General features: G+C 41.3%; 20 protein-coding genes. 14 read left to right on the top strand and 6 right to left on the bottom strand.

Translation table 11 applies throughout. The annotated features are described in order from the left end of the window. Positions 1-56 precede the first annotated feature (56 nt). From FN960_RS22755 to ytvI, 4 genes are all read left to right on the top strand, one after another. Positions 57-203 carry a hypothetical protein gene (locus FN960_RS22755; protein WP_185970943.1) on the top strand — a complete coding sequence of 49 codons (147 nt, stop codon included), beginning with the start codon at positions 57-59 and terminating at the stop codon, positions 201-203. Between the two features lie 77 nt (positions 204-280). Continuing rightward, entirely contained in the window at positions 281-1,051 is a 771-nt protein-coding gene (locus FN960_RS06020; protein WP_143847794.1) for an SDR family NAD(P)-dependent oxidoreductase, read from the top strand. Positions 1,052-1,269: 218 nt separating this feature from the next. Continuing rightward, positions 1,270-2,961 carry a methyl-accepting chemotaxis protein gene (locus tag FN960_RS06015; protein WP_260681952.1) on the top strand — a complete coding sequence of 564 codons (1,692 nt, stop codon included), beginning with the start codon at positions 1,270-1,272 and terminating at the stop codon, positions 2,959-2,961. 92 nt (positions 2,962-3,053) lie between these two features. After that, on the top strand, positions 3,054-4,145 hold the full coding sequence (gene ytvI / locus FN960_RS06010; RefSeq protein ID WP_143847792.1) for a sporulation integral membrane protein YtvI: 1,092 nt from the start codon (positions 3,054-3,056) through the stop codon (positions 4,143-4,145). A gap of 802 nt (positions 4,146-4,947) precedes the next feature. Here ytvI and FN960_RS06005 read toward each other — a convergent pair. Beyond that, positions 4,948-5,574, bottom strand: coding sequence for an SGNH/GDSL hydrolase family protein (locus tag FN960_RS06005; RefSeq protein WP_143847791.1), 627 nt, complete (start codon positions 5,572-5,574; stop codon positions 4,948-4,950). Positions 5,575-5,771: 197 nt separating this feature from the next. Beyond that, complete coding sequence (locus FN960_RS06000; protein WP_143847790.1) at positions 5,772-7,358, bottom strand: glutathione ABC transporter substrate-binding protein; 1,587 nt, start codon at positions 7,356-7,358, stop codon at positions 5,772-5,774. Between the two features lie 269 nt (positions 7,359-7,627). On the opposite strand from FN960_RS06000, the gene FN960_RS05995 reads away from it, so the two are divergent. Continuing rightward, on the top strand, positions 7,628-8,029 hold the full coding sequence (locus FN960_RS05995; RefSeq protein ID WP_143847789.1) for a peptidase M56 BlaR1: 402 nt from the start codon (positions 7,628-7,630) through the stop codon (positions 8,027-8,029). 123 nt (positions 8,030-8,152) lie between these two features. Here the strand turns inward: FN960_RS05995 and FN960_RS05990 are convergent, their stop codons facing one another. The 3 genes from FN960_RS05990 to FN960_RS05980 form a co-directional block, all read right to left on the bottom strand. Continuing rightward, positions 8,153-9,604: a carbon starvation CstA family protein gene (locus tag FN960_RS05990; RefSeq protein ID WP_143847788.1), complete on the bottom strand. Its 1,452-nt coding sequence runs from the start codon at positions 9,602-9,604 to the stop codon at positions 8,153-8,155. Positions 9,605-9,754: 150 nt separating this feature from the next. Continuing rightward, entirely contained in the window at positions 9,755-10,483 is a 729-nt protein-coding gene (locus tag FN960_RS05985) for a LytR/AlgR family response regulator transcription factor (protein WP_143847787.1), read from the bottom strand. Next, positions 10,452-12,221: a sensor histidine kinase gene (locus tag FN960_RS05980; protein ID WP_143847786.1), complete on the bottom strand. Its 1,770-nt coding sequence runs from the start codon at positions 12,219-12,221 to the stop codon at positions 10,452-10,454. Before FN960_RS05980 ends, FN960_RS05985 begins: the two co-directional genes overlap by 32 nt. Positions 12,222-12,275: 54 nt before the next feature. Here FN960_RS05980 and FN960_RS05975 point away from each other — a divergent pair, with 54 nt between their 5' ends. Then, on the top strand, positions 12,276-13,235 hold the full coding sequence (locus tag FN960_RS05975) for an AraC family transcriptional regulator (protein ID WP_143847785.1): 960 nt from the start codon (positions 12,276-12,278) through the stop codon (positions 13,233-13,235). 550 nt (positions 13,236-13,785) lie between these two features. Here FN960_RS05975 and FN960_RS05970 read toward each other — a convergent pair. Then, complete coding sequence (locus tag FN960_RS05970; protein ID WP_143847784.1) at positions 13,786-14,097, bottom strand: DNA-binding protein; 312 nt, start codon at positions 14,095-14,097, stop codon at positions 13,786-13,788. Positions 14,098-14,289: 192 nt separating this feature from the next. On the opposite strand from FN960_RS05970, the gene rhaB reads away from it, so the two are divergent. The 8 genes from rhaB to FN960_RS05930 all read left to right on the top strand — a co-directional run bounded on the left by rhaB (position 14,290) and on the right by FN960_RS05930 (position 25,521). Further along, entirely contained in the window at positions 14,290-15,711 is a 1,422-nt protein-coding gene (gene rhaB / locus FN960_RS05965; protein ID WP_143847783.1) for a rhamnulokinase, read from the top strand. Continuing rightward, the gene (rhaA, locus tag FN960_RS05960) at positions 15,704-16,957 is read left to right on the top strand and encodes an L-rhamnose isomerase (protein ID WP_143847782.1); all 1,254 of its coding nucleotides are present in this window, start codon (positions 15,704-15,706) and stop codon (positions 16,955-16,957) included. The genes rhaB and rhaA overlap by 8 nt, the downstream gene beginning before the upstream one ends. A gap of 29 nt (positions 16,958-16,986) precedes the next feature. After that, on the top strand, positions 16,987-19,050 hold the full coding sequence (locus FN960_RS05955) for a bifunctional aldolase/short-chain dehydrogenase (protein WP_143847781.1): 2,064 nt from the start codon (positions 16,987-16,989) through the stop codon (positions 19,048-19,050). 331 nt (positions 19,051-19,381) lie between these two features. Next, the gene (locus FN960_RS05950) at positions 19,382-20,086 is read left to right on the top strand and encodes a response regulator transcription factor (RefSeq protein WP_143847780.1); all 705 of its coding nucleotides are present in this window, start codon (positions 19,382-19,384) and stop codon (positions 20,084-20,086) included. Further along, positions 20,073-21,077, top strand: coding sequence for a sensor histidine kinase (locus tag FN960_RS05945; RefSeq protein ID WP_143847779.1), 1,005 nt, complete (start codon positions 20,073-20,075; stop codon positions 21,075-21,077). The genes FN960_RS05950 and FN960_RS05945 overlap by 14 nt, the downstream gene beginning before the upstream one ends. Positions 21,078-21,161: 84 nt before the next feature. Next, positions 21,162-21,845: an ABC transporter ATP-binding protein gene (locus tag FN960_RS05940; protein WP_143847778.1), complete on the top strand. Its 684-nt coding sequence runs from the start codon at positions 21,162-21,164 to the stop codon at positions 21,843-21,845. Beyond that, on the top strand, positions 21,842-24,418 hold the full coding sequence (locus tag FN960_RS05935) for an ABC transporter permease (protein WP_143847777.1): 2,577 nt from the start codon (positions 21,842-21,844) through the stop codon (positions 24,416-24,418). The genes FN960_RS05940 and FN960_RS05935 overlap by 4 nt, the downstream gene beginning before the upstream one ends. Before the next feature lie 374 nt (positions 24,419-24,792). After that, a complete protein-coding gene (locus tag FN960_RS05930; RefSeq protein WP_143847776.1) occupies positions 24,793-25,521 on the top strand; it encodes a FadR/GntR family transcriptional regulator in 729 nt (242 codons plus the stop codon). The last annotated feature ends 10 nt before the right edge of the window (positions 25,522-25,531 follow it).

Raw genomic sequence — 25,531 nt, 5'->3', positions numbered from 1 at the left:
ATAGTTTAGAAATAATGATGAATTCTAATACTATTAACTAAAAAAGAGGGATGAACATGTCAAACAAAGATAAAAAGCATAACAATCAATTTAAAGAAAATACCAATCATGGCGAGCATCGGAACGGCAGACTGAGCCAAACTAAAAATCACAGTGATATCAACGATCAGGAACCAAACGAATTTAGATCGGACAAAGCATAATTTTTTCCTTTATCACGCTAACGTGATTAGATTTCGTATGTAAAAAGTAAAAAATTACTAAATAAGGGGTTCGTACGATGAATTTTAAAGACAAAGTTGTGCTCATAACAGGAGCTGCAGGTGGAATAGGAATCGCTGCCGCTAAGAAGTTTTTAACAGAAGGCGCGAAGGTGGCGCTCGTTGATCTGAAGCTCGATAGCTTAAAAAAAGCTGTAGAAGAAATGGATGCTACAGACCTTTTACTTTTGGACGGCAATGTCACACAAGAGGAAGATGTAGAAGCCTTTGTTAACCAGACAAAAGAAACATTTGGTCGCATTGATGTCTTTATCAATAATGCAGGAATTAACGGAGATTTCAAAAATTTAACAGAGCAAACAACCGAGAACTTTGATGCGGTCATGAACGTTAACGTAAAAGGTGTATTTTACGGCTTGAAGCATGTCATGAAGGTGATGACGGAGCAAAAAAGCGGAGTGATTGTGAATACAGCTTCTAACGGCGGTTTACTTGGTGCACCTGGAATGGCTCTATATGTAGCATCAAAGCATGCGGTCATTGGATTAACAAAATCAGCAGCTTTGGAAGGCGCGCCGAATAATATTCGTGTAACGGCTGTGGCTCCATCTGGAGTAGATACGCAAATGATGAGGTCCATTGAATCAAATGCCGAACTTACAGGCGCCAAAGATCCAAGAAAACAATTTGAAGCGAGTGTTCCCCTAAATCGTTATGCAAAGGCAGAAGAAATTGCTAATCTTATGGCCTTTCTGGCTTCAGATGAGGCATCCTTTATCTCTGGTTCGTACTACAGAATTGATGGAGGACAAGGAGCAAGCTCAGTATAACCTGTTTAGTTAAAGAAATCCGAATATAACGTCCATGATATTGGTATGGAGCGTTACGTTCGGATTTTTTGGTATGTCGGCTAGTGGGTTCTATTCTTAACTCCCCCTTATTTTTTTGTTGTAAAGCCACAATAAAAAGGAAAACCAATCAACATATGGTATGCAAACTCGATATAAAAAGTAGAAAGAATTTTTATATGGGGGTATAAGAATTGAACATGCTAAAAACAAAGGGACTTTCATTTAAATTAAATACTTTAGTTCTATCACTACTTATTATTTTTGGATGTGTCTTAGGCATTGTCATACAGAACATGGTTTCATCGGGGATAAAAGAGATGGCTCTAGAAAAAGCGGAGTCCGATTTAGCTCTTTCTTTTTATGCGTTGGAAAGAGAAATACCAGGAGAGTGGACCATTCAGTCGGGCCAACTATATAAAGGAGATACAGTACTGAATGAGAATTTTGATTTAGTTGATCAGATTGCAGATATGACGGGTGGAACGGTTACAATCTTTCAAGGGGACACACGGGTAGCGACAAATGTTGAAGTAGATGGAGAAAGAGCGATCTCAACTAAAGCTTCAGATGCAGTGATTGAGACCGTCCTAACAAACGGAGAAGTATACTATGGTGAAGCAAATGTAGCTGGAGTTATGACTCAAACAGCATACCAACCCATACATAGTGCAAATGGAGAAGTCATTGGTATGTGGTACACAGGTGTATCGCAGGCGTTAGTTGACCAAACGATTTTAACCATCTTGATTGGGCTTGGGGGAGTATTGGTCGGTGGAATTATTGTGGCTTCTTGCTGCGTATTTTGGTTTACACATCGAATCAAAAAAAGGCTTGTAAATGTAGGTAATGCATTAATGAAGGCGGGAGAAGGAGACTTTACAACCACTCTTACTGACTCATCTCGTGATGAGATAGGTCAATTATCTACGCATTATGAGCGGATGAGGCAGAGCTTAATCATCCTTATGCAGTCAATCTTAACTAAATCCGAGCAGGTAGCTTCTTCGTCTCAACAGTTGTCTGCTGGCGCAGAGCAGACCAACCAAGCTGTAGAGCAGATTGCTACGGTGATACAGGAGGTTGCTGTAGGGTCAGATCATCAGATGAAACAAATGACGAAGGCAACAGACTCTGTGAGTGAAATAGGCAAGAGTGCAGAATCGATTAGAAGCTTTATGGAAAAAGTAGATCAAAGCTCTATTGAAACAAAAACAAAAGCAGCACATGGGGTGGGCATTGTCACTGAGAGTCTTAAGCAGATGAAATCTATACATGATCGAGCCAAAGATGTTACTAAAGCAGTAGAAGAGCTCGGACAACAGTCACTTGAAATCAACCGAATGACAGCTTTGGTAACAGATGTAGCAGAACAAACGGGCCTGCTTGCCATTAATGCTTCTATTGAAGCAGCGCATGCTGGGGAAAGAGGAAAGGGATTTGCGGTGGTTGCTTCAGAGGTTAAAAAATTGGCGGAACAATCACAGCAATCTGCTGCCCAAATAAAGGAGTTCACACAGCGAATCGATAATCAGATCACACACTCAACGCAGTCGATTCATGAAACCAACCTCGCTGTTAGGGATGGGATACGTTTAGTTGAGAACGCGGGAGTTGAATTCAATCAGATTTCTGATTCTGTTCATAAGGTCTCTGATCAAGTGAACGAGGCAAATGTTTGGGTGAATGATGTGTCAACTAAAATAGAGAATATGTATCAGCTGATCATGACCGCTTCTAAAGTAGCATCTGAAGCGGCCGGGCACTCTCAACAGGTTGCTGCAACGACTGAGGAGCAAGCAGCGGCCATGGAAGAGGTAGCAAGTGCATCGGTTTATTTAACTCACGTTGCTGAAGAGCTTCAGAAATCAGTTTCTGCATTTAAATTATAAATTATTGTTATGAATAAATTGTCTATCGTTTATTTATCCTGATATAATAACAAGGCATTACCCTTTTTTAAACGTTGTCAGGAGGATGCTAATTGTTGAATCAAGTACTAGTCAAACGGATATTGACCTTGATTGCTATTATTGCCGTTGCGATCTTTGTTTATTTTAATTTCTCAATATTTTCACCGATTTTGTTTGCCTTGCTAACGGCTATGATCTTTGAGCCGTTTGTCAAAATGCTTAAAAAGCATCTTAAAACAGAGAAACGAATTCTGCCTGTAACCATCGTTTTTACGTTATTTGTGACGGTTGGTGGATATCTGTTATACCTGACCTTTACGAGAGTCATCCAAATTATTTATGATTGGTCACTTGAGCTCCCGCAAACGGCACGAGAGATTCAACTCTTTATAGATAATTTTATTGTAAGCTTTAACCAGACAATTGCTGAGATTCCGCAGGGAAATCAAATTGTGAGAGAGCTGGAAAGGCAATCAGAAGGGTTATTTGACCGTGCTGTAGGCATTACTTCTGATATTCTCTCTACGATAACGTCTATTTTATCAGCTATTCCAAACATGTTATTTGTATCGCTTGTATACTTAATTACTTTGTTTTTATTTAGTCTTGATCTACCAAGGCTGCTTAATTTATTTTTTAATTTATTCAAAATGGAAACAGCAAGTAAGCTTAGATTTGTATTTCAACGAATGAGTAAGGTGTTTCTTGGTTATTGGAAAGCGCAGTTTATTTTAAGTGTTGGTGTATTTATTGTTACATATGTCAGCCTTTTATTCATCTCACCGGAGTATGCATTAATTATGTCGGTATTGATCTGGTTGGTTGACATTATACCTCTTTATGTGGGACCGGCCTTAATCCTAGTTCCGTGGGGGATTTTGGCGATGGTGCTTGGGAGTGCGCAAACAGGGGTGCAGTTGATTATCCTTGCAGCTGTCTTGCTGATTGTACGGCGCATCGTTGAGCCTAAGGTCCTTGGAGATTCGATCGGTCTTGCCGCTCTGCCGACGGTACTTTCCATGTACTTTGGGTATGTGTTCTTTGGCGTGATGGGCCTAATTCTTGGACCATTTGTTTATATCGCCATCCGTTCAGCAAAGGAGTCCGGTCTCTTTGAACTTAACCTGACTGGAGATGTAGATAAGCAACCATTCAAGAAATAAACGTGGTCGAGAGAAGTATTATAACTATAAAAAAAGCTGGAAATGTTGGGGTCTCTCCATTCATTATTCAGCTTTTTTGTTGTTTAAACGAAGTTAGAAAGTTGCTTCAGAAATACGTTGGAGGTTTATCTGAGTATTAGTTCTTCGGCTTCCGCTCCCGAAAATGGGGGCACTCACCTGAGGGAAGGTATTGAGCTAACTCGACTCTGTCGATTTATCTCAATGAACCTTTTCGTCGAGGTCACAGAAAAAGACGTATTACCTTAAATATAAATGCTAGTTTAATGACGTGAAATATGAACAAGGTCCCTCTTATCACAAGAATATCAGGAATGAGAGGAAGATCCATAGGAAGAAAGCCGAATACATCGCAAAGTGCAGAAAATACATCGGAAGAATATCTAAACTCGAGTGCGTAAGTCGGTAAGCACAGCCAATCCACCACCATCCCGACCCCACGGATGGAAAATGCGCGAAAAACATCGGGTCATGCGCGAAAAGATCAAGTCAGCGCGCGAAAAAAACGAAAATGCGCGTAAAGGATCATGTGCTGCGCGAAAAAGTGGAGTGCGTGCGCGAAAGCCAGTAAGCGCAGCTAAACCACTTAGTTAGGAATGTTGGTCTGATCGGGAACATGAGCGGAAGGAGAAAACGTAGACTCCTACGGAACAGAACGCGGCAGACCGACATTGAAGGAGTGATCTTCTCCTTCAAGGGCTGAGGCCGTTCCCGTGGAAAGCGAAGTTTTCTCCTGTAGCGGTGCATGAGCTCATTACAAGATGACTTTTTCAGTGGCTTCTTTTTAGCCTTTGTAGAAAGTCTCTAGCCAGGTTGATGCCATTAAAATATCACCTTTCGTGTTCATATGTACACCATCAGTAGTAAGAGGTACAGGTGATTCTGAGTTCAGATAGCTTATGAATGCTTGATGAGTAGGGACGAGCAACAGCTTGTAGGTTTCAGCAAGGCGGTGAACGACTTCAACATATGACTTAAGAGCTAGATTCTCATCAGAATCGGCATGCTCTTCAATAATCGTTGGCTCCATCAATATAATCTTAGCCTCTGTCTGCTCTAAAGTTTGTTTTATTAGATATTCATAGGTCTGCTCAAATCGTTGGATATCAACCTGTTCCATCTCAGGATGCTCAAACTGCTTCCACACATCATTAATTCCAATGGATATCGATACCCAATCAGGTTTATGAGCGAGAACATCACGATCCCATCTTGCTTCAAGATCCGTAATACGATCTCCGCTAATGCCTTTGTTTAAAATCTGAAGCTTTGCTTCAGGATGTTTTACTGTGAGATAGTGATGAATGAAGGAAGCATAGCCAATACCAACATCCTCAGGATCTTCAAATCGTCCATTCTCTGTTATGCTGTCTCCAATTAAAATGAGTTTATCTTGAATCTTCCATTCCATCGTTTCAACCTCCTAGCATAGATATTAAAGCAGTGTTCGAGTACGTATTGTACTGATTATATCACTGCACCAAAAATTTGTAAGTCTTTTAATCGGTAAAAAACCGATAAAACTTATAAGAATTATTGACTATGCAAGATAATCAATTAAAAACTTCGCACCATCACATGCATGGTACGAGGTTAAGATTGCATTTGTTATTGAATAGAAACATCATGAAGGACAAGCACTCCTGTTGGGCTTTGCCAGAAGCCTTGCACATTTTCTTGAAGACCGACAAGATATTCTTCATGAATCAATGGCTGGATGGTGCTATCCTCTGCGACATACGTTTGAATCTCATTATATAGAGCTAAACGTTCATTCTCGTCCTCGCTCATTCTTGCTTGTTCAAGCATGTCATCCAGTTGCTCGTCCGAGGTAAATGTACGATTCCCTTGAGCACCTTGGTTATCAGTATGGAATAAAGGATACAGTCCCATGTCAGCATCCCCGTTCACTGTAGACCAGCTTAAAATAAAGAGCTCAGACTCTCCTTGAGAGGTTAGGTCTAGGAAAGAACCCCATTCGGTTGTTTCAATTGATACTGTGACGCCAATTTCTACTAAAGCTGATTGAATATAAGCGGCGATGTCTTGGCGTTCACGTTGATCACTTGTATTTAGAACAATCTCTAAGCCATCCTCATAACCAGCTTCAGCTAATAATTCTTTTGCTCGTTCAAGATCATACTCATTAAAAACAATGGAATCATCATGTCCAAATACCTTTGGCGCAAGAGGTGTTTTTGCTTCAACTCCTACTCCGTTAAAGATTCCCTCTACGATCTCAGCGCGATTTATAGCTAACGAAAGTCCTTCTCTGACAAGTGGATCATTCAGTGTTTCGTTATTTTTATTAAAGCCTAGGTAAAGCATACCAACACTTTCAGTTTGGTTCGTTTTAATGCCCTCTGTTTGCTCAAAGCGATTCAGATCACTTGAGCTAATGTTATTGGCAATATGAGAAGCACCCGTTTCAAGATTAGCGATACGAGTGTTTCCTTCTGGGATGACTTGGAATGTTACCGTGTCTACGTTTGCTTCATCGCCCCAATAATCTTCGTTCTTATTCAATGTGATAGATTGTCCTGTATTCCATGTGTCAAAGGTGAAATACCCCGTTCCAATAGGGTTTTCATTAAGGAAACTACCTGCTTCGTCTCCAGCTTCCATTCCTTGATAGTCCTCTTCAATTGCAGCAGGACTCATGATGGCGGCGCCGTAGTGAGCAAGGTTTGCTGCAAGTGGAGCAAACGGATATTCTGTTGTAAAGCGGACTGTATAAGGATCTACTATTTCGATATCTTCTATCATTTCAAATAAAAAAGCACGTGGAGAGCTTACCTCTGGATCCAATACACGATCTAGATTGGCTTTTACAGCTTCTGCATCAAACTCTGTCCCATCATGAAACGTAACACCTTCCCGTAGCTGGAACTCCCACTCGGTTTCACTGATCTGCTCCCAGTCTTCAGCTAATCCTGGCTGCAACTCCAAATTCTCATCCTGAGTCACTAGGGTTTCAAAGATATTAGAAGTTACATTACTAGAGGCCGTATCGTTTGAACCGTGTACATCTAAGGAAACAGCATCTGATTGCATATCTACGACTAAATCTCCGCCACCTCCATTACCTTCCTCAGACTCGTTACTAGAAAGGTCATCACTGGAACATCCTACCATCACGGCTGCACTCATTGACAATGCAAATAACCCTAATCCAAATGTCTTGTTTACACGCATGTTACTCACACTCCTAATTTTCTCTCTATTTTTAATAAATCCTGTTTACTATATCGTGAAAAGCAGGGTCATGTAAAATGCTGTCGAATTTGAATTAGAAGTCGGAAATAAAGCGGATCCTTTGAACTAAACTTTATGAAAATAATGGATTTACATTGTTATTCAATTTACAAATTTGATATATACTTAAGAAGAGAATAATTTATGGTAAGGATGTCACTATTACTTCACGAAAACTAACAAATTGAATATGCAAAGGAGCAATTAATATGATAAAACAGTCACTAAAAATAAGCGTGATAGTAGCTACTTTTCTGATCGGAGTATTAGTTGGGGTCTTTTCTATTCAAACAGCATTTGGTGGTGGGCTAGAAGAAAATGATTATCCAAAGAATGGTGCAGGAGAAACATACGGGTCTGCTCTATTTGTAGAATCTTCCGAAGAGGAGCCTGATCTTATCTCTGCTATTGGAACAAATGGAACGAACGGCTATGTTAAAAAAATAGATTTAGATGAGGTTACAGGGGAAGCAGATAAACCTAAATCACCAGTAGAAGCACTAAAGAAACAGGAAGAGAGGGAACGTAATCAGGATATTGAAATCCCTTTATACAAAGAAGATGGTAAAACCATTATAGGCAAATTTGAAATATACATTGGTACAGAATAAATTTTAATGAATGAGATAAAAACCAGTTAAATTATAAAAAAGATCTCCCATCAACGTAAATAGAGTTGAGGGAGATCTTTTTTGCCTTTTTAGCTAGTTAGTTTCCTAGCCTCTTCAAACAACTTACGCCGGCTTCTTCCAGTCCGAAATATCCTCTTCAAGCGGCAGACCATCAGCTCTAGCCTTCCTCGCTGCTTTAAAGAATAATCCGATGATCACTAGTGTGATAACAGCGGCAACTGGGTAGGAGGTGGCCATAGAAAGGTTGAATCCTATTGGTGCGTTTAAGATATAGGTAGCACACGCCATTGTCATGAATATGGCAGGGATGATGGAGATCCAATAGTTTCGTTTAGCAATAAATAGATACATCGTTCCAACCCAAAGTGCGATCACAGCTGTTGACTGGTTCGCCCAAGAGAAATATCTCCATAATAGGGTGAAGTCAATCGTCGTTAAGAAAACTGAGATGACAAACAGGGGCAATGCAATCCATAGTCTACTAGCAATCTTTTTTTGTGGAACATTAATATAATCGGCGATAATCATCCGCGCACTTCTGAAGGCCGTATCCCCTGATGTGATTGGTAGAATAATAACACCAAGAATAGCTAGCGTTCCAAATACTGAACCGAGCATAAGCGTAGAAGCTTCAGCCACAATACCAGCTGTACCAATCGTGTTAATTAGCTCGTTTAAGCTGACCGGTCCATCAAATAGGCTCATAGCCGCAGCTGCCCAAATCATCGCGATAATACCTTCTGCAATCATCATGCCATAAAAAATTCTACGGCCCTGACTCTCATTCTGGGTAGTTCGAGAGATGATTGGCGACTGTGTAGCGTGAAATCCGGATAATGCTCCACAGGAAATCGTTAAGAATAATAATGGAAAGATCGGTGCGCTTTCTGGGTGGAAATTGGTAAAGCTTAGCTCAGGAATTGCCGCCCTATTCACAATTAATCCCAAACCTATCCCTAGCGCACTTATTAGCAATAACGCACCGAAATATGGGTAAATGCTTCCGATGATTTTATCAATAGGAAGGATCGTTGCTAGTACAAAATAGATAAAGATAATCACGATAAAGACAATAGCAGGAACTGATCCATTCACTAGATCAACAAGTAGATCAGCAGGTGATGTGACAAAAACGGTTCCGACTAGAAGTAGTAAAAGAATAGAAAAGGCATTTACAACGTGCCTCATAGATTTACCTAGAAACTTCCCTGCAAGTGCTGGTAAGTGAGCTCCACCATTACGAATGGAAATCATGCCTGTTAGATAATCGTGAACAGCTCCGGCGAATATACAACCAAATACAATCCATAAAAAAGCAACAGGTCCATAAAGAGCCCCCATAATTGGTCCAAATATAGGTCCAATCCCGGCTATACTAATTAATTGAATTAATGAGTTTTTATTTTGGCTCATGGGCAGGTAATCAACACCATCTGCCTTTGTATAGGCTGGTGTTGTGCGTTCAGCCTTTGGAATAAAGATTTTTTCAACGATTTTACCATATGTAAAATAGCCGACAATAAGTAATAGAATACCACCTAAAAAAGTATACATACTGTTCCTCCTACAACGATTGAATACGGTTTCATTAGTATAATAGGAATAGAAGCTGTGTAGTTCTTTTAGAGAGTAACATGTTAAAAATGGGTCTCATGGTGCAGGAATTTGAAGCTGAAATGTAAAAAGGAACTCGGGGTCAGTAGACTAGAGTTCCAATCGTTTCCTTAGTTCTTTAACGTAGTTTCTACTGACAGCAAGCTGTTCCTTAACGCCTTCTAGTTCAAGGTGATAAGCCCCATTAAACCATGGAGAAAGTCTAGTCACCGCCTGCAGGTTCACAAGATAGCTTTTATGAATGCGGAAGAAGGAGAATGGTTCTAGCCGCAACTCTAATTCCTTTAACGGTGTCTTGCTTTCAAATCTGCCCTTTTTTGAAACAATTCTTGATAGCTTTTCATCTCGATACATATAGAGAATGTCAGTTGGTTCCAAATAATAAACATCCCCGTTCGCTTCTACAGGTAGCTTACCAGTGGTTGTAGGCTGAGGAGCCTCCTCAATTAGTAGCCTCTGTTTGATTCGCTCAATTGATTTGTAGAGTTGCTCCTCATCATACGGCTTTAATAAATAATCGATTGCCTCATACTTAAAGGCTTCTACGGCAAATTGGGGATGAGCTGTAGCGAACACAATTAAAGGAATGTTCCTGAGCTCCTGGAGTGCTTTTGCAGCCTGCATACCATTCATAATGGGCATCTCAATATCTAAAAACAGGAGGTCGGGCTGTAGCTTCATCGCTTGTACAAGGCATGCTTCTCCCGTATCTGCTTCACCGATGATCTCGATCGTCTCATATTGACTGAGTAAGTATATAAGCTCTTCTCGATTGTAGCGTTCATCATCAACTACTAACGTGCGGATCATTTGTGGCATTTAGGCTCCCCCCTTTAAATGGAATGGCAAAACTCACGTTGGTTCCTTTATTCGGCGCACTCTGAATAGTCAATGCTGCTTCTGAACCATACATCAATGAAAGGCGGCGATTAATGTTGTGAAGAGCAAGTCCCGTTCCTTTCTCTGAGGAGACATAGCCTAGCCCAAGCTCTTCAACGCGGTCTTGATTCATCCCATTTCCCGAATCCTTTACAGCAACAATCATCCTCTGGTCATCCTGTTTAATAGTGATTTCTAATGTGCAATGACGATCTAACGGATAAATCCCATGTTTAATCGCATTCTCAACAATCGGCTGCAGTGTGAGCGGAGGAATTCTTTGATTAAGACAGGTTTCATCCACATCATATGTAACCATAAATTTATCTGAGAAACGCGTTTTCTCAATGGTTAAGTAGGCTTGCAGGTGCTTTAGCTCTTGCTCAAGAGTAATGGAGCTTTCCGTTGTTGCTGATAGATTTTGCCTTAAGAAATGCGAGAGAGAGACAAGCAGCTTCCTAGCCTGTTTAGGATCAATTCTTATTAAAGATGTAATGGTATTTAAAGAATTAAAAAGAAAGTGCGGGCTAATCTGTGCCTGCAGAGCATTGATTTCCGCTTCTTGAGCTAGTTTATACGCATGGTCAGCATTCGCAATTTCCAATTGACTACTCAGCAGTACACTTAATCCGGAGATGAGTTCCATGGAAAGAGGTCCAATATCCTTCTCAGAATGAAAGTAAAACTTTAACGTACCAATGGTTTCTCCTCTTAGTTTAAGCGGAGCAATGACGGCTGCCCTAAGTGGACAGGATGAATGAGAACAATGAATCATTTGATTTTTGGCAATGACTAATTGGCCAGATTGGATGACATCACGAGTTACCTGAGTTTGAATCGGACTTTTTTGTTGGTGGTGGTCACTTGCTAGACCGACATGGGCAAGGATATTCGATTTATTTGTCATTGCTACGGCAATGGTGTGTGTCTCATTGTGTAAGATCTGACAGACGGCTTGAGCCGAATGTACGGTTAGTCCCTTCCGTAAATAGGCAAGCGTCTGGTCGGCAATCCGTAGAGAAAGCTGTGTTTGAGAGGCACCAACCTTATCTTCTTGATCAATTACATTTTTGATGATAAGAAGAAAGAGAGCACAGCCTAGTCCGTTTGCAATAATCATCGGAAGAGCAATCATTTCAATTAATACCATAGCACGGTCAAAGGGTCTGGCAAAGATCAGGATCAAAAGCATTTGAACCGCCTCTGCAGCGGCCCCGATAACTAAAGCTTTAGATATGGTTGGACGTTGATGATCCTTCCGGAAAAATCCAGCAAATAAACCTGAAAGGATGGTTGCAATTCCACACGGAAAGGCCGTGTAGCCTCCAAGGAAGAAACGATGAATACCAGCAATCAATCCTGCACCAAGTCCAACCTTATATCCACCGAGCAACCCTGCGAGGACTACACCTATTACCCTAAAATTAGCGATTGCTTCATCTGAATTTATATCTGTTGCCCAAAGTGCAAACTCTGAAGTTGTTGTACTAAAGGTTAAACCGGAATAGGTACCAATAATGCCGAACAACCCAAAGAATCCAACCGCAATCAGCTTTTGTTGAATGTTTAAATGGTTGGATGTAATAAGGTGTCGGAAGAAGCTAAATCGAGTTAAAATAAAAGCAATCATAACAATAATGCCCAGCCGTTCAAGCATGGGAACAAGAAGTTCAATCATAACAGGCCCTCACTTAGATAAATCCTCATTAAAAAGCGGAAGTGGTGATATTAAATGAAGCAACGCATCTTGAAACAGCTTACTCCATTAACGAAGGAGGAAAAGGAGATCCTTTCAAATAAAAAGGTCTCTACTATAACGTATACGTCACAACCACATTTTACACAGGTGGAAAGCAAAAAATTTCTAGCTGACGATGAATCGATGATGATACGTAAGCATACACGCTTTGCTCATTTTCCAAAGCACAGTCATGATTATATTGAGGTCAGCTATGTACTAAGAGGCTCACTCACTCAAACGGTCGCAGACAAAACCCTCACATTAAACGAGGGAGACCTGATGTTTTTAAATCAGCATATTAATCATGAAATACAGCCATGCAAACAAGAGGATATCATCATCAATTTTATTATCCAGCCGAATTTCTTTGAGTATATCTTTTCCTTTTTAAATATGAAAGGACCGATTTACCGATTTTTAATGGATAGTTTGTATACGTATTCTTATCGAGGACAATATCTTACTTTTAACACCAATGGAGATGAATCGATTCAGGAACTTCTTCTATCTATTATCTACGAAATGCTTCAACCACAGGAAGCGACAAAAGCGCGAGTGAAGTTAAAGGTGGGTTTGCTCTTGGTAGAGCTGTCACAAAGTGATTATCAGTTTGGAGGGGCCGAAACGTTAACCCTACATACGAGCTGGGTCCAAGAGACAATTGAATATATTAATAGTTCGTATAAAACAGCGACGTTAAAAGATATGGCTTCACAGCTGGAGCTACAGGATTATGCATTAAGTAAAATCATTAAGCAAATTACCAACCAAACCTTCAAGCAATTGCTAAAAGAAAAACGCCTGGCTGTGGCAAAGGAAATGCTGGCAAAAACAGACCTGCCGATTACCACCATCGTTCACGAGGTAGGCTATGACAACGTCAGTTATTTCTATCGTGTATTTCAAAGGGAGTTTGGTATGACTCCAAAGGACTTTCGGGCATCTGTTTAATAGGTGGGGGGTCTTCGGCTGTCGCTCCCAAAAATGGTGGCACGCTTACCGCGGGAAGGTAATGAGCTAACTCGACTCCGTCGATTTATCTCATTGAACCTTCTCATCCCGCAGGTGTCGGCCCACCATTTTCGTCCGCTTGGTGTGGGGCAGGTATCGAGCATGTGAGAGGTGACACACGCAGGTACCACATAATTTTTTTACACAGGGATGCGGGTATTTATCTTTTAAACTTAAAAGACCTCATTTCCCTAAATAGGAAAGTTGGTCATTTGTCTGATCGGGAACAGGAGCGGAAGGAGAAACCGGAGACTCTTACGGAACAGAACGAGTGTGAAGACATTGAAGTGGCGCACTTCCACTTCAAGGGCTGAGGCCGTTCCCGTGGAAAGCGTAGGTTTCTCCTGTAGCGGTGCACATGAGCTCATTTCTATATGACTTTTTCAGTGGACTCCTTTTCATCTCGCAGGTGTCGGCCATTCATTTTCCTCCGCTTGTTTAGAGAGGGATTGGAATCCGTATTTACAAAATATAAGGGCCTTACCCTGTCTTATTGCTCCTCAGACAAAGTGTTAGCCCATTTTTTAAGCTTTTTAGTAGGGTAATAGATTTGATCATTAATGGTTAGGTGAGGAATTGTAGGGTAATCTTTTATAAGTGAGTGTGCATCTTCTTTTGAAATGCCTAAATGGTGATGTACATCTTTTTGTTTGATTAGTTTAGGCTGCCCCCAATCTTCTAGCTCCTCTGTATGGTTACTACTAGCCGAAGGGTTTTTGAAATTCTTTAGTCCATCTCCAATAAAATAACCGCCGATGGCTACTCCTCCACCAAGTGCTATGAGTCCAAGTGTTATATCCATTCTTATTCTCCTTTTTACTGGTTTTAAGTAAAATCATACCATAACAAGCTATAAAAATAGAGTAGAAATCATACTAATATTTCTTTTGCAAATAAGGACATAGAATTAGATAAATGAGGACCTATTGGCTTTCCTATTCTTTTTATATACTGAAAAAAGAAAGCGATTTCACGGGAGGGGGACTGACTCAAAGTGACAACTCATCATCTAGCAGTAGACCTTGGGGCATCTGGTGGACGAGTGATGGCGGGAAGTATAACAGATCAGAAGTTAACTGTTCAGGAGGTTCATCGGTTTTCAAATGAAATGAAAAGCAAATCTGGACAGTTAGTCTGGGATGTTGACGCATTGTTTAGTGAGATCAAACAGGGAGTTCATGCGTGTCGTGACAAAGGCATTATACCAACCAGCATTGGTGTTGATACGTGGGCAGTGGATTTTGTGTTGTTAGATGGAGAAGGTCAGATGCTGACTCCAGCGGTTGCCTATCGTGATGCGCGGACGGATGGCGTAATGGAAGAAATCACTCAGCATATGATGAAGGAGAAGATCTATTCCTATACGGGTATTCAATTCCAACCGTTTAATACGATTTATCAGCTGGCAGCTTTGAAAAAAACACACCCGGATATCCTTGAGCAAGCGCAGTCATATTTAATGCTTCCAGACTACTTTCATTTTTTACTAACAGGAAAAAAGGTCAATGAATATACCAACGCGACCTCAACACAATTAATGAATGCCTTCACCAAGGAATGGGACCCTGTTCTACTTAAAAGCATTGGCGTTCGTTCTGAGTTATTCGAAGAGATTGTCTTGCCAGGAACTCATTTAGGTGGACTTAGAGAAGAGCTTGTTGATGAATTCGGCTTTGATTTAGAGGTTATTATTCCAGCTACACATGATACAGCTTCTGCAGTAGCGGCTGTACCCGAATCTAAAGAAACGATTTATCTTAGCTCTGGAACGTGGTCCTTGCTTGGGGTGGAGAATGAAGAACCCATTTGTAGTAAAAAAGCGTTGGCGTATAACTTCACTAACGAAGGCGGTGTCGACTACAGATTCAGATTTCTGAAAAATATTATGGGCTTTTGGATGATCCAAGAGGTAAAACGGCTTTATGGGGACATCCATTCCTTTGATGACCTTGTGCAAGCAAGTAAAAAAGTAGAGGATCCAGCAATCATCGATGTCGATCAACCCCGCTTTTTGAATCCACTCAATATGATTGAAGAGATACAAGCTGCTTGTATCGAGACAAATCAGCGAGTACCAGCAAAATCTGGCGACGTGGCGGCATGTGTGTTTCATAGTTTAACTCACAGTTATCAAGCTTCAATCAATCAGATAGAAGAGATCGTAGGGAACACCTTTGATCAAGTTAATATCATTGGCGGCGGGGCTCAGAATGAATACGTGAATCAGCTACTGGCCAATCAAACGGGAAAAAAAGTTGTCGCAGGTCCAATTGAAGCTACAGCTATTGGGAATGTCATTGTACAAATGATCGCCAAGGGAAAGATTAGGAATTTAGCAGAGGCTCGAGAAATAGTGGCACGATCATGTCCGTTAAAATACTACAACCCACATAGAGGAGAGGTTCATCATGGCTAACACAGCATTTACTGAAGCTAAAACACATTATGAACGGTTTGGTGTTGATGTAGAAGAGGCTTTTAAAACATTAGCGAACGTACCGATTTCTGTACACTGCTGGCAGGGAGACGACATTACTGGATTTGAAGTCGCTCAAAATGAACTCTCAGGAGGTATAGATGTAACGGGGAATTATCCAGGAAAAGCACGGAACGGGGATGAACTTCGTGCAGATTTAGATCAGGCACTGGCGCTTATCCCTGGAAAGCATCGTGTGAATTTGCATGCGATTTACGCTGAAACAGATGGAGAGGATATAGACCGGGATGCTATCGAACCAAAGCACTTTGAGAAATGGGTAGCATGGGCAAAGGAAAGGGGTCTCGGCTTAGACTTTAATCCAACTGTATTCGCACACCCAAAAGCAGAGGACGGCTTAACGCTAAGTCACCCAGACCCAGAGGTTCGAGAGTTCTGGATCAATCATTGTAAGGCAAGCCGTAAGATTGCAGCCTACTTTGGAGAGCAGCTTGGCACGCCTTCTCTAGTTAATATTTGGGTACCTGATGGCTATAAAGATGTACCGAGTGATCGACTCACACCTCGAAAAAGATTAAAAGAGTCTTTAGATGAAATTTTTACAGAGTCCTATGATGAATCTCTAGTTCTAGATGCTGTCGAAAGTAAATTATTCGGCATCGGATCAGAAGCCTATGTGGTAGGGTCCCATGAATTCTACCTGAGCTATGCCCAGCAAAATAAGAAGCTCTGCTTACTTGACTCTGGCCATTTCCATCCGACAGAAACCGTTTCTAACAAACTATCATCCTTGCTTCTATTTAATGAGAGAGTGGCGCTTCATGTTTCGCGTCCGGTGCGTTGGGATAGTGATCATGTGGTGACCTTTGATGATGAGTTAAGAGAGATTGCACATGAAATCGTTCGGTCAGATGCGCTTGAGAGAGTGAATATTGGATTAGATTTCTTTGATGCAAGTATTAATCGCGTAGCAGCCTGGACAATCGGTACACGAAACACGGTTAAAGCCTTGTTATATGCCTTGCTTGAGCCAAGTGATTATCTGAAAAATCTACAAGAGCAAGGAAACTTTACAGAAAGACTTGCTTTATTAGAAGAGTTTAAAACATATCCTTTTGGAGCGATTTGGGATGAGTACTGTCTAAGACAGCAGGTGCCGGTTAAGGAAAGCTGGTTAACGGACATCCAGCAGTATGAGGAAGCGGTTCAATCTAAACGAGTATAAGTAAAACAAATAGAAAAGGATGAGAGCAAATGGTGAAAAATCTGTGGAATAAGCAAGCAGCAGAGTCTTTGAATCAAGGCTTGGATGAACTGGTTTACCGCTCAAATTTAATTGGATCTAACCGCGCTGTCTGTAACTGGGGCGGAGGAAATACATCAATGAAAACTACGGAGATCGATTTTCGCGGTCGTGAAGTAGAAGTTATGTGGGTAAAGGGAAGCGGATCAGATCTAGCAACAATGGGAGCCAAAAATTTTACCGGATTACGTCTTGAGGATGTGCGTCCATTAATTGATAAAGACGAGATGCCAGATGCAGAAATGGTTGCTTATTTAGAAAACTGTATGCTTAATCAAAAGCATCCGCGAGCATCAATTGAAACGTTACTTCATGCCTTTCTACCATTTAAGCATGTGGATCATACACATCCAGATGCGATTATCAGCTTATGCTGCGCAGATAATGGTAAAGAGCTGGCGAGTGAGATTTTTGGAGATCGATTTGTGTGGGTTCCCTATATCCGTCCGGGCTTCACCTTATCTAAAATGATTGCAGAAGGTGTTCAGAACAATCCTAAAGCAGAGCTTGTTTTAATGGAAAAGCATGGTCTGGTTGTATGGGGAGACACGGCCAAGGAGAGCTATGATCGTACAATCTCTGTTATCAATGAAGCGGAAGCTTTTATTAAATCAAAGCAGGGTGAAATTTTTGGCGGTGAGAAGTTTACTGCTTTGACAGAGGAAGAACGTAAAGCAGTATTGTCGGAAGTAATGCCTGTTATCCGTGGACAGGTGAGCCAGCGAGAAAAAGCGATACTTTCCTACGATGATGGAGACGATATCCTTGAATTTGTGAATAGCCAGGATGCCGAGACGTTATCTCAGGTAGGTGCGGCATGCCCTGATCATTTAGTTCACACTAAACGTGTGCCACTTTATATTAGTTGGGAACCAAATGCTGAGGATGCATCTGGATTAAGCGACAAGCTGGTTGAAGGGATTAAGAGATATAAAGAGGAGTATGAGGCATATTTTCAAGAACATCAGTCAGAAGGGGATAAGATGTTTGACCCTTCTCCACGCGTCATCTTAATTCCTGGTCTCGGAATGGTGAACACAGGAAAAAGTCTAGCGAACTCAAAGGTGAGTGGTGCCCTGTACACAAGAGCGATTTCTGTTATGAAAGGCACAACAGCGCTGGGTCAGTTTGTTTCACTTAATGCGGAGGAATCCTTCCAAATCGAATATTGGCCGCTTGAGCTTTATAAATTATCACTAGCACCAGCAGAAGCCGAATTTTCTCGAAAGGTTGCCTTTGTCACTGGAGGCGCTGGAGGCATTGGTAGCGAAACGTGCCGACAATATGTGAAACAGGGAGCTCACGTAGTGCTTGCCGATTTGAATCTTGAAGGCGCTGAAAAAATAGCTAACGAGATCAATGCAGAGTATGGGGAAGGACGAGCGCTGGCACTTAAGATGGATGTAACAAGCGAAGAAGCCATAGTAGAAGCATTTGCCGAAGTCGCTCGCACATATGGAGGCATAGATATGCTTGTTAATAACGCAGGCCTTGCCACATCAAGTCCCTTTGATGAAACAAGCTTAAAGGAATGGAACTTGAATATGAACGTACTTGGCACAGGGTACTTTCTTGTATCGCGTGAAGCATTTAAGCTTTTAAAGAAGCAAGAAATTGGTGGAAGTATGGTCTTTATCGGATCGAAAAACTCCGTTTATGCCGGCAAAAATGTTTCAGCCTATAGCTCTGTAAAAGCACTAGAAGCTCATCTAGCTCGTACGATTGCAGCTGAGGGAGGAGACTTCGGAATCCGCGTTAACACCGTTTTACCGGATGCAGTCCTGCAAGGCTCAGCCATTTGGGGATCTGCATGGCGCGAGGAACGTGCCGCCGCATACGGCATAGAGCCCGATGAATTAGAAGAGCACTACAAAAAACGCACCACGCTAGGCGTAATGATCTTTCCGAAAGATATTGCCGATGCCGTGCTGTATCTGTCTTCATCTAAAGCTGAAAAAACCACAGGTTGCATGATTACAGTGGATGGCGGAGTGCCTGCGGCGTTTCCGAGATAAGGGTTATCTGAAAATGTATTGATATAGAGCTTGTTGAGGATCTATCTAGTATGAGATCAACAACAAGCTTTTTTATGAGGTTGAAAACAGCGGAAAAAGGATTTAATACATCGGAAGAGGCAGAAAATACATCGCAAGAAAGGCTGATACATCAGGAGGAGCGGAAAATACATCGCAAGAAAGGCTGATACATCAGGAGGAGCGGAAAATACATCGCAAGCAACTCCAATACATCGCAAGTATCCTCAACCTTTCTCTTACCTACTCAGCTAGTACAGCTCACAAGGTTGTGATACACTTCAAACATAATCTGGAAGGGTAGGGAGAGCTCATGAGAATCCTGCTAGTTGAGGATGATAAAGCGATAGCTGAAGGCCTGCGGTATTCTCTTGTGCAAGAAGGATATCAAGTTCAGTTATGTGACAGCGCAACAAGTGCAAAGCAAGTAATCAGCAAAGAGCTTAGCGAGGTGTCTCTTTGTTTATTTGATGTGTCCTTGCCTGACGGGACGGGGTACGAATTATGTCAGCTAGTTAAAGAGAAGCAGGATCTTCCTGTCATTTTTTTAACGGCTCTTGATGAGGAAGTGAATGTGGTCATGGGTCTAGACATGGGAGCAGACGACTATGTCACAAAGCCTTTTCGTATAAGAGAATTAATTTCACGAATAAAAACGGTACTTAGACGGTATGGCAAACAAGCCTCTCAGACTAGTCAGCACATCCTCGCCATGGGGCCACTTCAAATTCACACGCTAGAAGCTAAGGTGTTTAAGCGAGGAAAGGAAATGGTTCTAACCGCATTAGAATATCGACTACTGATGATTTTTGCGAATCATCTAGGACAGGTGATGACGCGAAGTCAACTGCTTGAACAGATTTGGGATGTTGGCGGAGAATTTGTAAACGACAATACGTTGACCGTGTATATTAAACGTCTCCGCCTAAAACTAGAGGATGATCCCCAGAACCCTGTCATTATTAAAACGGTTAGAGGTCTAGGTTATAGAGCTGGTGACGCTTATGCTTCGAAATAAAGAAGTGAAAAGATTCCTCTTTAGTAGCCTTGCTGTAACAGGTTTAGGTGCGGGCTTAGCACTCATAGAGTCTGTACTCGCATCTATTATTGTATTTATCGTAGCTCTGTTACTAATCGGTATATTTCTCATTTTCACAAAACGTCGGTATCAACAAATGGAGCATCTCGCAGAGTACCTTCGCGGTATTGCAGCTGGCCAGTACTTATTAGACGTGCGAGATAATGAAGAGGGCGAATTAAGTATTTTAAAGAATGACATCTATCGTGTGACAAGGATGTTATCTGAACAAAGCGCTGAGATTACGCAAGAGAAGGGAAAGCTAACGGATGCGATCTCTGATATTTCACATCAATTAAAGACACCTCTTACCTCAATGACTGTTATGGCGGACCTGCTAAGTGATAATAGATTAGAGGAAGAGAAACGCAAAGAGTTTACCCGTCATATCCTTATCCAACTTGAACGAATGGACTGGCTAGTCTCCTCTCTTTTAAAGCTATCTAAAATTGATGCTGGGACCATTACCTTTAAACGGGAGCCAGTGAAGGTAGAGCAGCTATTAGAACAAGCCTTGCAGCCTTCCCAAATACCAATGGAGCTAAAAAATGTACAGGTCTCAGTTAAAGGAGACAAAACCATTCAGTTTCTTGGCGATCAATACTGGAGTACAGAGGCGTTTGTTAATCTAGTGAAAAACGCAGTCGAACACACACCGGAGAACGGGACTATTCAACTGAACTACAGTGAAAATGTGCTCTATACAGAGATTCAAATTGAGGATAACGGGAGCGGAATTCCTAAGGAGGACTTACCGCATATTTTTAAGCGTTTTTATAAAGGGAAACACGCCAAGGATGGAAGTGTAGGCATAGGGCTGGCTTTAGTTCATCAAATCATTAAAAGTCAAAATGGAGATATCGAAGTGGAAAGTAAGGAAGGCGATGGTACAACGTTTTCTATTAAATTCTTCAAAAGCGGAGGAAAGTGACTAGATTGTCACTTTTGTTGTCACGGGGTAGTCATCTTCATTGTCTAGACTAAAGGTAGATATTACACAGTGGAGGTTGTGACGATGGAGTTACTTAGAGTAGAAAAGCTATCAAAGGTGTACGGAAAAGGAGAAACGGCTGTTAAGGCATTGGATGATGTATCGTTTTCAGTGAATAAAGGAGAATTCGTAGCGATTATTGGTCCTTCAGGTTCAGGAAAATCAACCTTACTTCATTTGCTTGGAGGAGTTGATCGTCCGACAAGTGGGAAAGTATTTATAGATAACTCAGACGTATACTCCTTAAATGAAACACAGCTAGCTATTTTTAGACGCAGACAAATTGGACTCATCTATCAATTCTATAATCTTATTCCTATTTTAACGGTTGAAGAAAATATGACCCTACCGCTTTTGCTTGATGAGCATAAGGTAGATCCTAAGCAATTAAAAGATTTAGTGGAACAACTCGGTCTAACAGAGAGACTTGATCATTTACCAAATCAGCTTTCGGGTGGACAGCAGCAACGCGTGTCGATTGGCCGTGCGCTCATAAGCAATCCAGCCATTATGCTAGCTGACGAGCCGACTGGAAATCTTGATAGCAAAAATAGCGCGGAAATCATTAACCTGCTTAAAATGTTTAACAAAACCTATAAGCAAACATTAATCATGATTACACATGATGATCGAATTGCCTTACAGGCAGATAGAGTCATCACAATTGAGGATGGCAAAGTTGCGAGTGATGAGGTCATTCGACCATGAATATTGTAAACAAGCTAACCATTCGCCACTTAATTAAGAATAAGAAACGAACGCTTGTCACGATGTTTGGAACGATTGTTTCAGCAGCCATGATTTCGGGGGTAGCTACCTTAGGTGTCTCTTTTACTGATCTACAGAAAAAAGAAGAGATTGCCTATTCTGGTGATTGGCATGTCTCTTATTCAGATCTAACCCTTGAGCAGGCGATCACCGTTGAAGAGCATGAGAATACAGAGGCGCTTTCGCTTATTCATGAGAATGGATATGCATTGATTCCAGATCCTATTGAAGACTATAAGCCGTATCTCTATATTCAAGAGATGAATGACGAGGCGTTTGAACACTTTAATGTAAATGTTATAGAAGGACGTTTGCCCCAAAATAACAGCGAAATCATATTAAGTGACTCATCATCCAAAGCTGTGAAATGGCAAGTGGGGGATGAGATTACATTAGATATTGGTACCCGTTTTAGTGATCTAGAAGGAATCCTAGCACTTGATCAATACAATCTCGATTCTGAAGGAAACTTAAATGAGACGCTCATTGACCAGGAAGAACAAACATTTACGGTCGTCGGTATCTTAGAACAACCACGCTGGGAAAATGAGTGGAACGTGGCCTATATGGCTTTTTCCTACGTTCAGGACGTTGTCGACTCAAAGCTTGATGCCTATGTCTCATTAAAGAATGCAAATAGTGATTTATATGGTGAAGCTCAAGTTTTAGCTGATGAGATGGGGATTAGTAGAGAGGACATAGAGTTTAATAACGGGCTACTTCGTTTTACCGGAATTACAGCAAACGAGGGAATGGAACGAACCTGGAATGGATTGCTTGCCGTCATTATGGTTGTTATTGTGGTTGGCTCTGTGGCACTCATCTTTAATGCATTTGCCATTTCAGTGTCGGAGCGTTCGCGCCATTTAGGTATGCTTTCAAGTGTCGGAGCGACAAAGAGACAAAAGCGTAACTCGGTGTATTTTGAAGGTTTTCTTATAGGTGTTATCAGTGTTCCCATTGGAATTATTGCTGGTATTGCGGGAATTGGGATCACCTTTATTGGAATTAATCCCATGCTGTCATCGATTGGGTATGAGGAGTCCTTGCAAGCTACAGTGACACCATTTTCAATCATTTCAGCCTTAATCATTTCTTCCATAACCATTTTTATATCTACCTGGATTCCGGCGCTAAGAGCATCACGAATTACAGCGATGGATGCCATTCGTCAAACCCATGATGTAAAGCTCAAGTCAAAAAATGTCCGCACATTAAAGTACGTACGAAACTGGTTTGGACTAGAAGCAGAGCTTGGATTAAAGAACTTAAAGCGTAACAAAAAGAGGTACAATGTGACCGTTCTCTCCTTAATCGTCAGCATTGTGTTGTTCTTATCCGTTTCCTCTTTTACAAATAGCTTAGAGCGTTCGTATAGTGTGGCTGATGATGGTGTGAACTATGATTTGGATGTATCTTTGTACGGTGATGATCTTGAACTGAAACAACAGCTAGCTCAAGACATTCAAACACTATCTGGAGTAGATGAATACTCTATCAGAAAAGAGGCTCAGCTCTTCGTGCACGTGGATGAAGATCATATCCCTCAGCAGCTACTTGAACCGGGCTATCTGATACAGGATGAGCAAGGAAGATATTTTTATGAGGTGTACTTAAGAGGACTAGATGCAAAAAGCTTAAAAGACTATGCGTTCAAATCAAATATCTCTGAGGAAGTTCTGAATCAACCCTACGCTGCCGTTATCATTAATGAAATCACCTATGAAGATGCTGCCCTTGGAAAATATGTTGAAACAAATACCATTAATACTGAGGTAGGGGATACACTTCAGCTTTATGAAATGTATTACGAGAATGATGATGGTGATCTATATGAGCTCTCATCACTTGAAGTAACAGGACTTACAGCTGAAATCCCCATTGGATCTTTTTATCCAAGGCTAGACAGTGTGGATATGATTGTCTCTGAGCAAACCTTTGATCAGGTGCTTGAAGGCTCGGAATATGATTATAATCATATGTCAGTTTATATCCAAAGTGATAATCCCTCAGCCACGTATGCAGACCTAATTGAACTAGAGTATGCTGACCAGCTTTCAATCAATAATTTAAATGATTATAGACAGCGTGGCGAAAACATTGTTGCGATCCTATCTATTTTTAGCTATGGATTTATCACGCTCATTACGCTTATTTCCATTGCAAATATCTTGAATACAATCTCTACCAGTGTGGCTTTACGTAAAAGAGAATTTGCGATGCTTCGTTCGGTTGGCATGACGTCAAAATCCTTCCGTAAGATGATGATTTTTGAGAGTGCTATTTATGGGGTCAAGTCATTAGCATATGGACTGCCTATCAGTATTGGGGTTATGTACCTGATTTATTTACAGACACAATACGCGTTTTCGTATAGATTTACGATGCCATGGCTTCATATTCTCGCAGTTATTGTAGCTGTGTTTGCTATTGTGGGCGTATCCATGCTTTATTCTTTATCAAAAACAAAAAAAGAAACCATTATTCAAGGCATCACTCAGGAAAACAACTAGATGTCCATTCATCTTGTTGTTTGATTGGCCCTAAGGTATCATTAAGGTCAGTGTCCAAGTTTAAGTGTAAATGAGCCTGAGGGCATGGACAGGGGGCGGCTATGATTCATTTCTTCGTCCGCCGCTCCCAAAATAGGGGGCTGCTTACCGCAGACAGGATTTGAACTAATCGGGCTTTGCCCACTTATTTCAATGAACCTGTTCTTCGAGGTCATTGAAAAACGATCTTTATAAGCCTGCGAACGTTCTTCCTGCAGGTGTCGGCCCTCCTATTTTGTCCGCTTGTTTAAGTGTAGGCATTGGTATAACTATCTACACATTAATAAGTACTTTACAACATTAAGGTCTTAAGGTCAGATCTTTGGAGTGATGATATGTTTGAAGGACAAATTAACCCAGTAACTAAGACAACAATGTCTCAAAATATTGTACAACAGTTAATGGAGTTAATTATAAATGGAACGCTTGCAAGAGGAGATAAGCTTCCTTCAGAGAAGCAGCTGATGGAGATGTTTGGAGTGGGCAGGAGTACGCTTCGAGAAGCGATTCGTGCATTGGTGGCGTTAGGGTTGGTTGAAGTTCGAGTGCCTGAGGGGACGTTTGTGGCTGAGAGCTTCGGCGACTTCTTTACGAAACACCTCGATCTTATGTCTAAAATCAGCTATGAGAATATTCTTGAGCTGGTAGAAGCACGGGTGAAGCTAGAAGCGGTGCTGGCTGAAATGGCAGCTGAGAAATCTTCAGATGAGGATCATGTAAAGCTGGATCGTGTCATAGAGAGAATGAGGGATTCTTCTGATCATGCCCTTTTTCTAGAGCTAGACCTAGAATTTCACCGCTTAATCGCAGATATGGCACGAAATACGTTCCTGACAGAGGTTTTGCAAATCTCTAGTGTTGTCACTAAGGTTTGGATGGTGAAGGTGATTGAAGGATATTCAATTAGACAGAAACTGATTGATCAACACATTGCTGTAGCAGAAGCTATTAAAGCGAAACACCCTACTAAAGCGAAAGAAGCGATGTCGACGCACCTCGACACAATTAATCAATTGCTCATTGAATACAAGCAAAAAAATGGAGAGATCTCAGCTGATTCCTAAGCTACGAGTC

Origin of the sequence: Alkalicoccobacillus porphyridii, assembly GCF_007293315.1 — a bacterium.
GTDB classification, from domain to species: domain Bacteria; phylum Bacillota; class Bacilli; order Bacillales; family Bacillaceae_D; genus Alkalicoccobacillus; species Alkalicoccobacillus porphyridii.
This window is presented reverse-complemented; position numbering and strand designations above follow the sequence as displayed.

Bases quoted from the DNA above. Each gene is read 5' to 3' on its own strand.
- FN960_RS06005 (WP_143847791.1), bottom strand. From the start codon at position 5,574: ATGGAATGGAAGATTCAAGATAAACTCATTTTAATTGGAGACAGCATA.
- FN960_RS05930 (WP_143847776.1), top strand. From the start codon at position 24,793: ATGTTTGAAGGACAAATTAACCCAGTAACTAAGACAACAATGTCTCAA.
- FN960_RS05980 (WP_143847786.1), bottom strand. From the start codon at position 12,221: ATGATTGAACTTCTTGTTCCCATGCTTGAACGGCTGGGCATTATTGTT.
- FN960_RS05935 (WP_143847777.1), top strand. From the start codon at position 21,842: ATGAATATTGTAAACAAGCTAACCATTCGCCACTTAATTAAGAATAAG.
- FN960_RS05985 (WP_143847787.1), bottom strand. From the start codon at position 10,483: ATGCCACAAATGATCCGCACGTTAGTAGTTGATGATGAACGCTACAAT.
- FN960_RS06000 (WP_143847790.1), bottom strand. From the start codon at position 7,358: ATGCGTGTAAACAAGACATTTGGATTAGGGTTATTTGCATTGTCAATG.
- FN960_RS05975 (WP_143847785.1), top strand. From the start codon at position 12,276: ATGAAGCAACGCATCTTGAAACAGCTTACTCCATTAACGAAGGAGGAA.
- FN960_RS05970 (WP_143847784.1), bottom strand. From the start codon at position 14,097: ATGGATATAACACTTGGACTCATAGCACTTGGTGGAGGAGTAGCCATC.
- FN960_RS05955 (WP_143847781.1), top strand. From the start codon at position 16,987: ATGGTGAAAAATCTGTGGAATAAGCAAGCAGCAGAGTCTTTGAATCAA.
- FN960_RS22755 (WP_185970943.1), top strand. From the start codon at position 57: ATGTCAAACAAAGATAAAAAGCATAACAATCAATTTAAAGAAAATACC.
- rhaA (WP_143847782.1), top strand. From the start codon at position 15,704: ATGGCTAACACAGCATTTACTGAAGCTAAAACACATTATGAACGGTTT.
- FN960_RS05990 (WP_143847788.1), bottom strand. From the start codon at position 9,604: ATGTATACTTTTTTAGGTGGTATTCTATTACTTATTGTCGGCTATTTT.
- FN960_RS05945 (WP_143847779.1), top strand. From the start codon at position 20,073: ATGCTTCGAAATAAAGAAGTGAAAAGATTCCTCTTTAGTAGCCTTGCT.
- FN960_RS05950 (WP_143847780.1), top strand. From the start codon at position 19,382: ATGAGAATCCTGCTAGTTGAGGATGATAAAGCGATAGCTGAAGGCCTG.
- FN960_RS06015 (WP_260681952.1), top strand. From the start codon at position 1,270: ATGCTAAAAACAAAGGGACTTTCATTTAAATTAAATACTTTAGTTCTA.
- FN960_RS05940 (WP_143847778.1), top strand. From the start codon at position 21,162: ATGGAGTTACTTAGAGTAGAAAAGCTATCAAAGGTGTACGGAAAAGGA.
- FN960_RS06020 (WP_143847794.1), top strand. From the start codon at position 281: ATGAATTTTAAAGACAAAGTTGTGCTCATAACAGGAGCTGCAGGTGGA.
- FN960_RS05995 (WP_143847789.1), top strand. From the start codon at position 7,628: ATGATAAAACAGTCACTAAAAATAAGCGTGATAGTAGCTACTTTTCTG.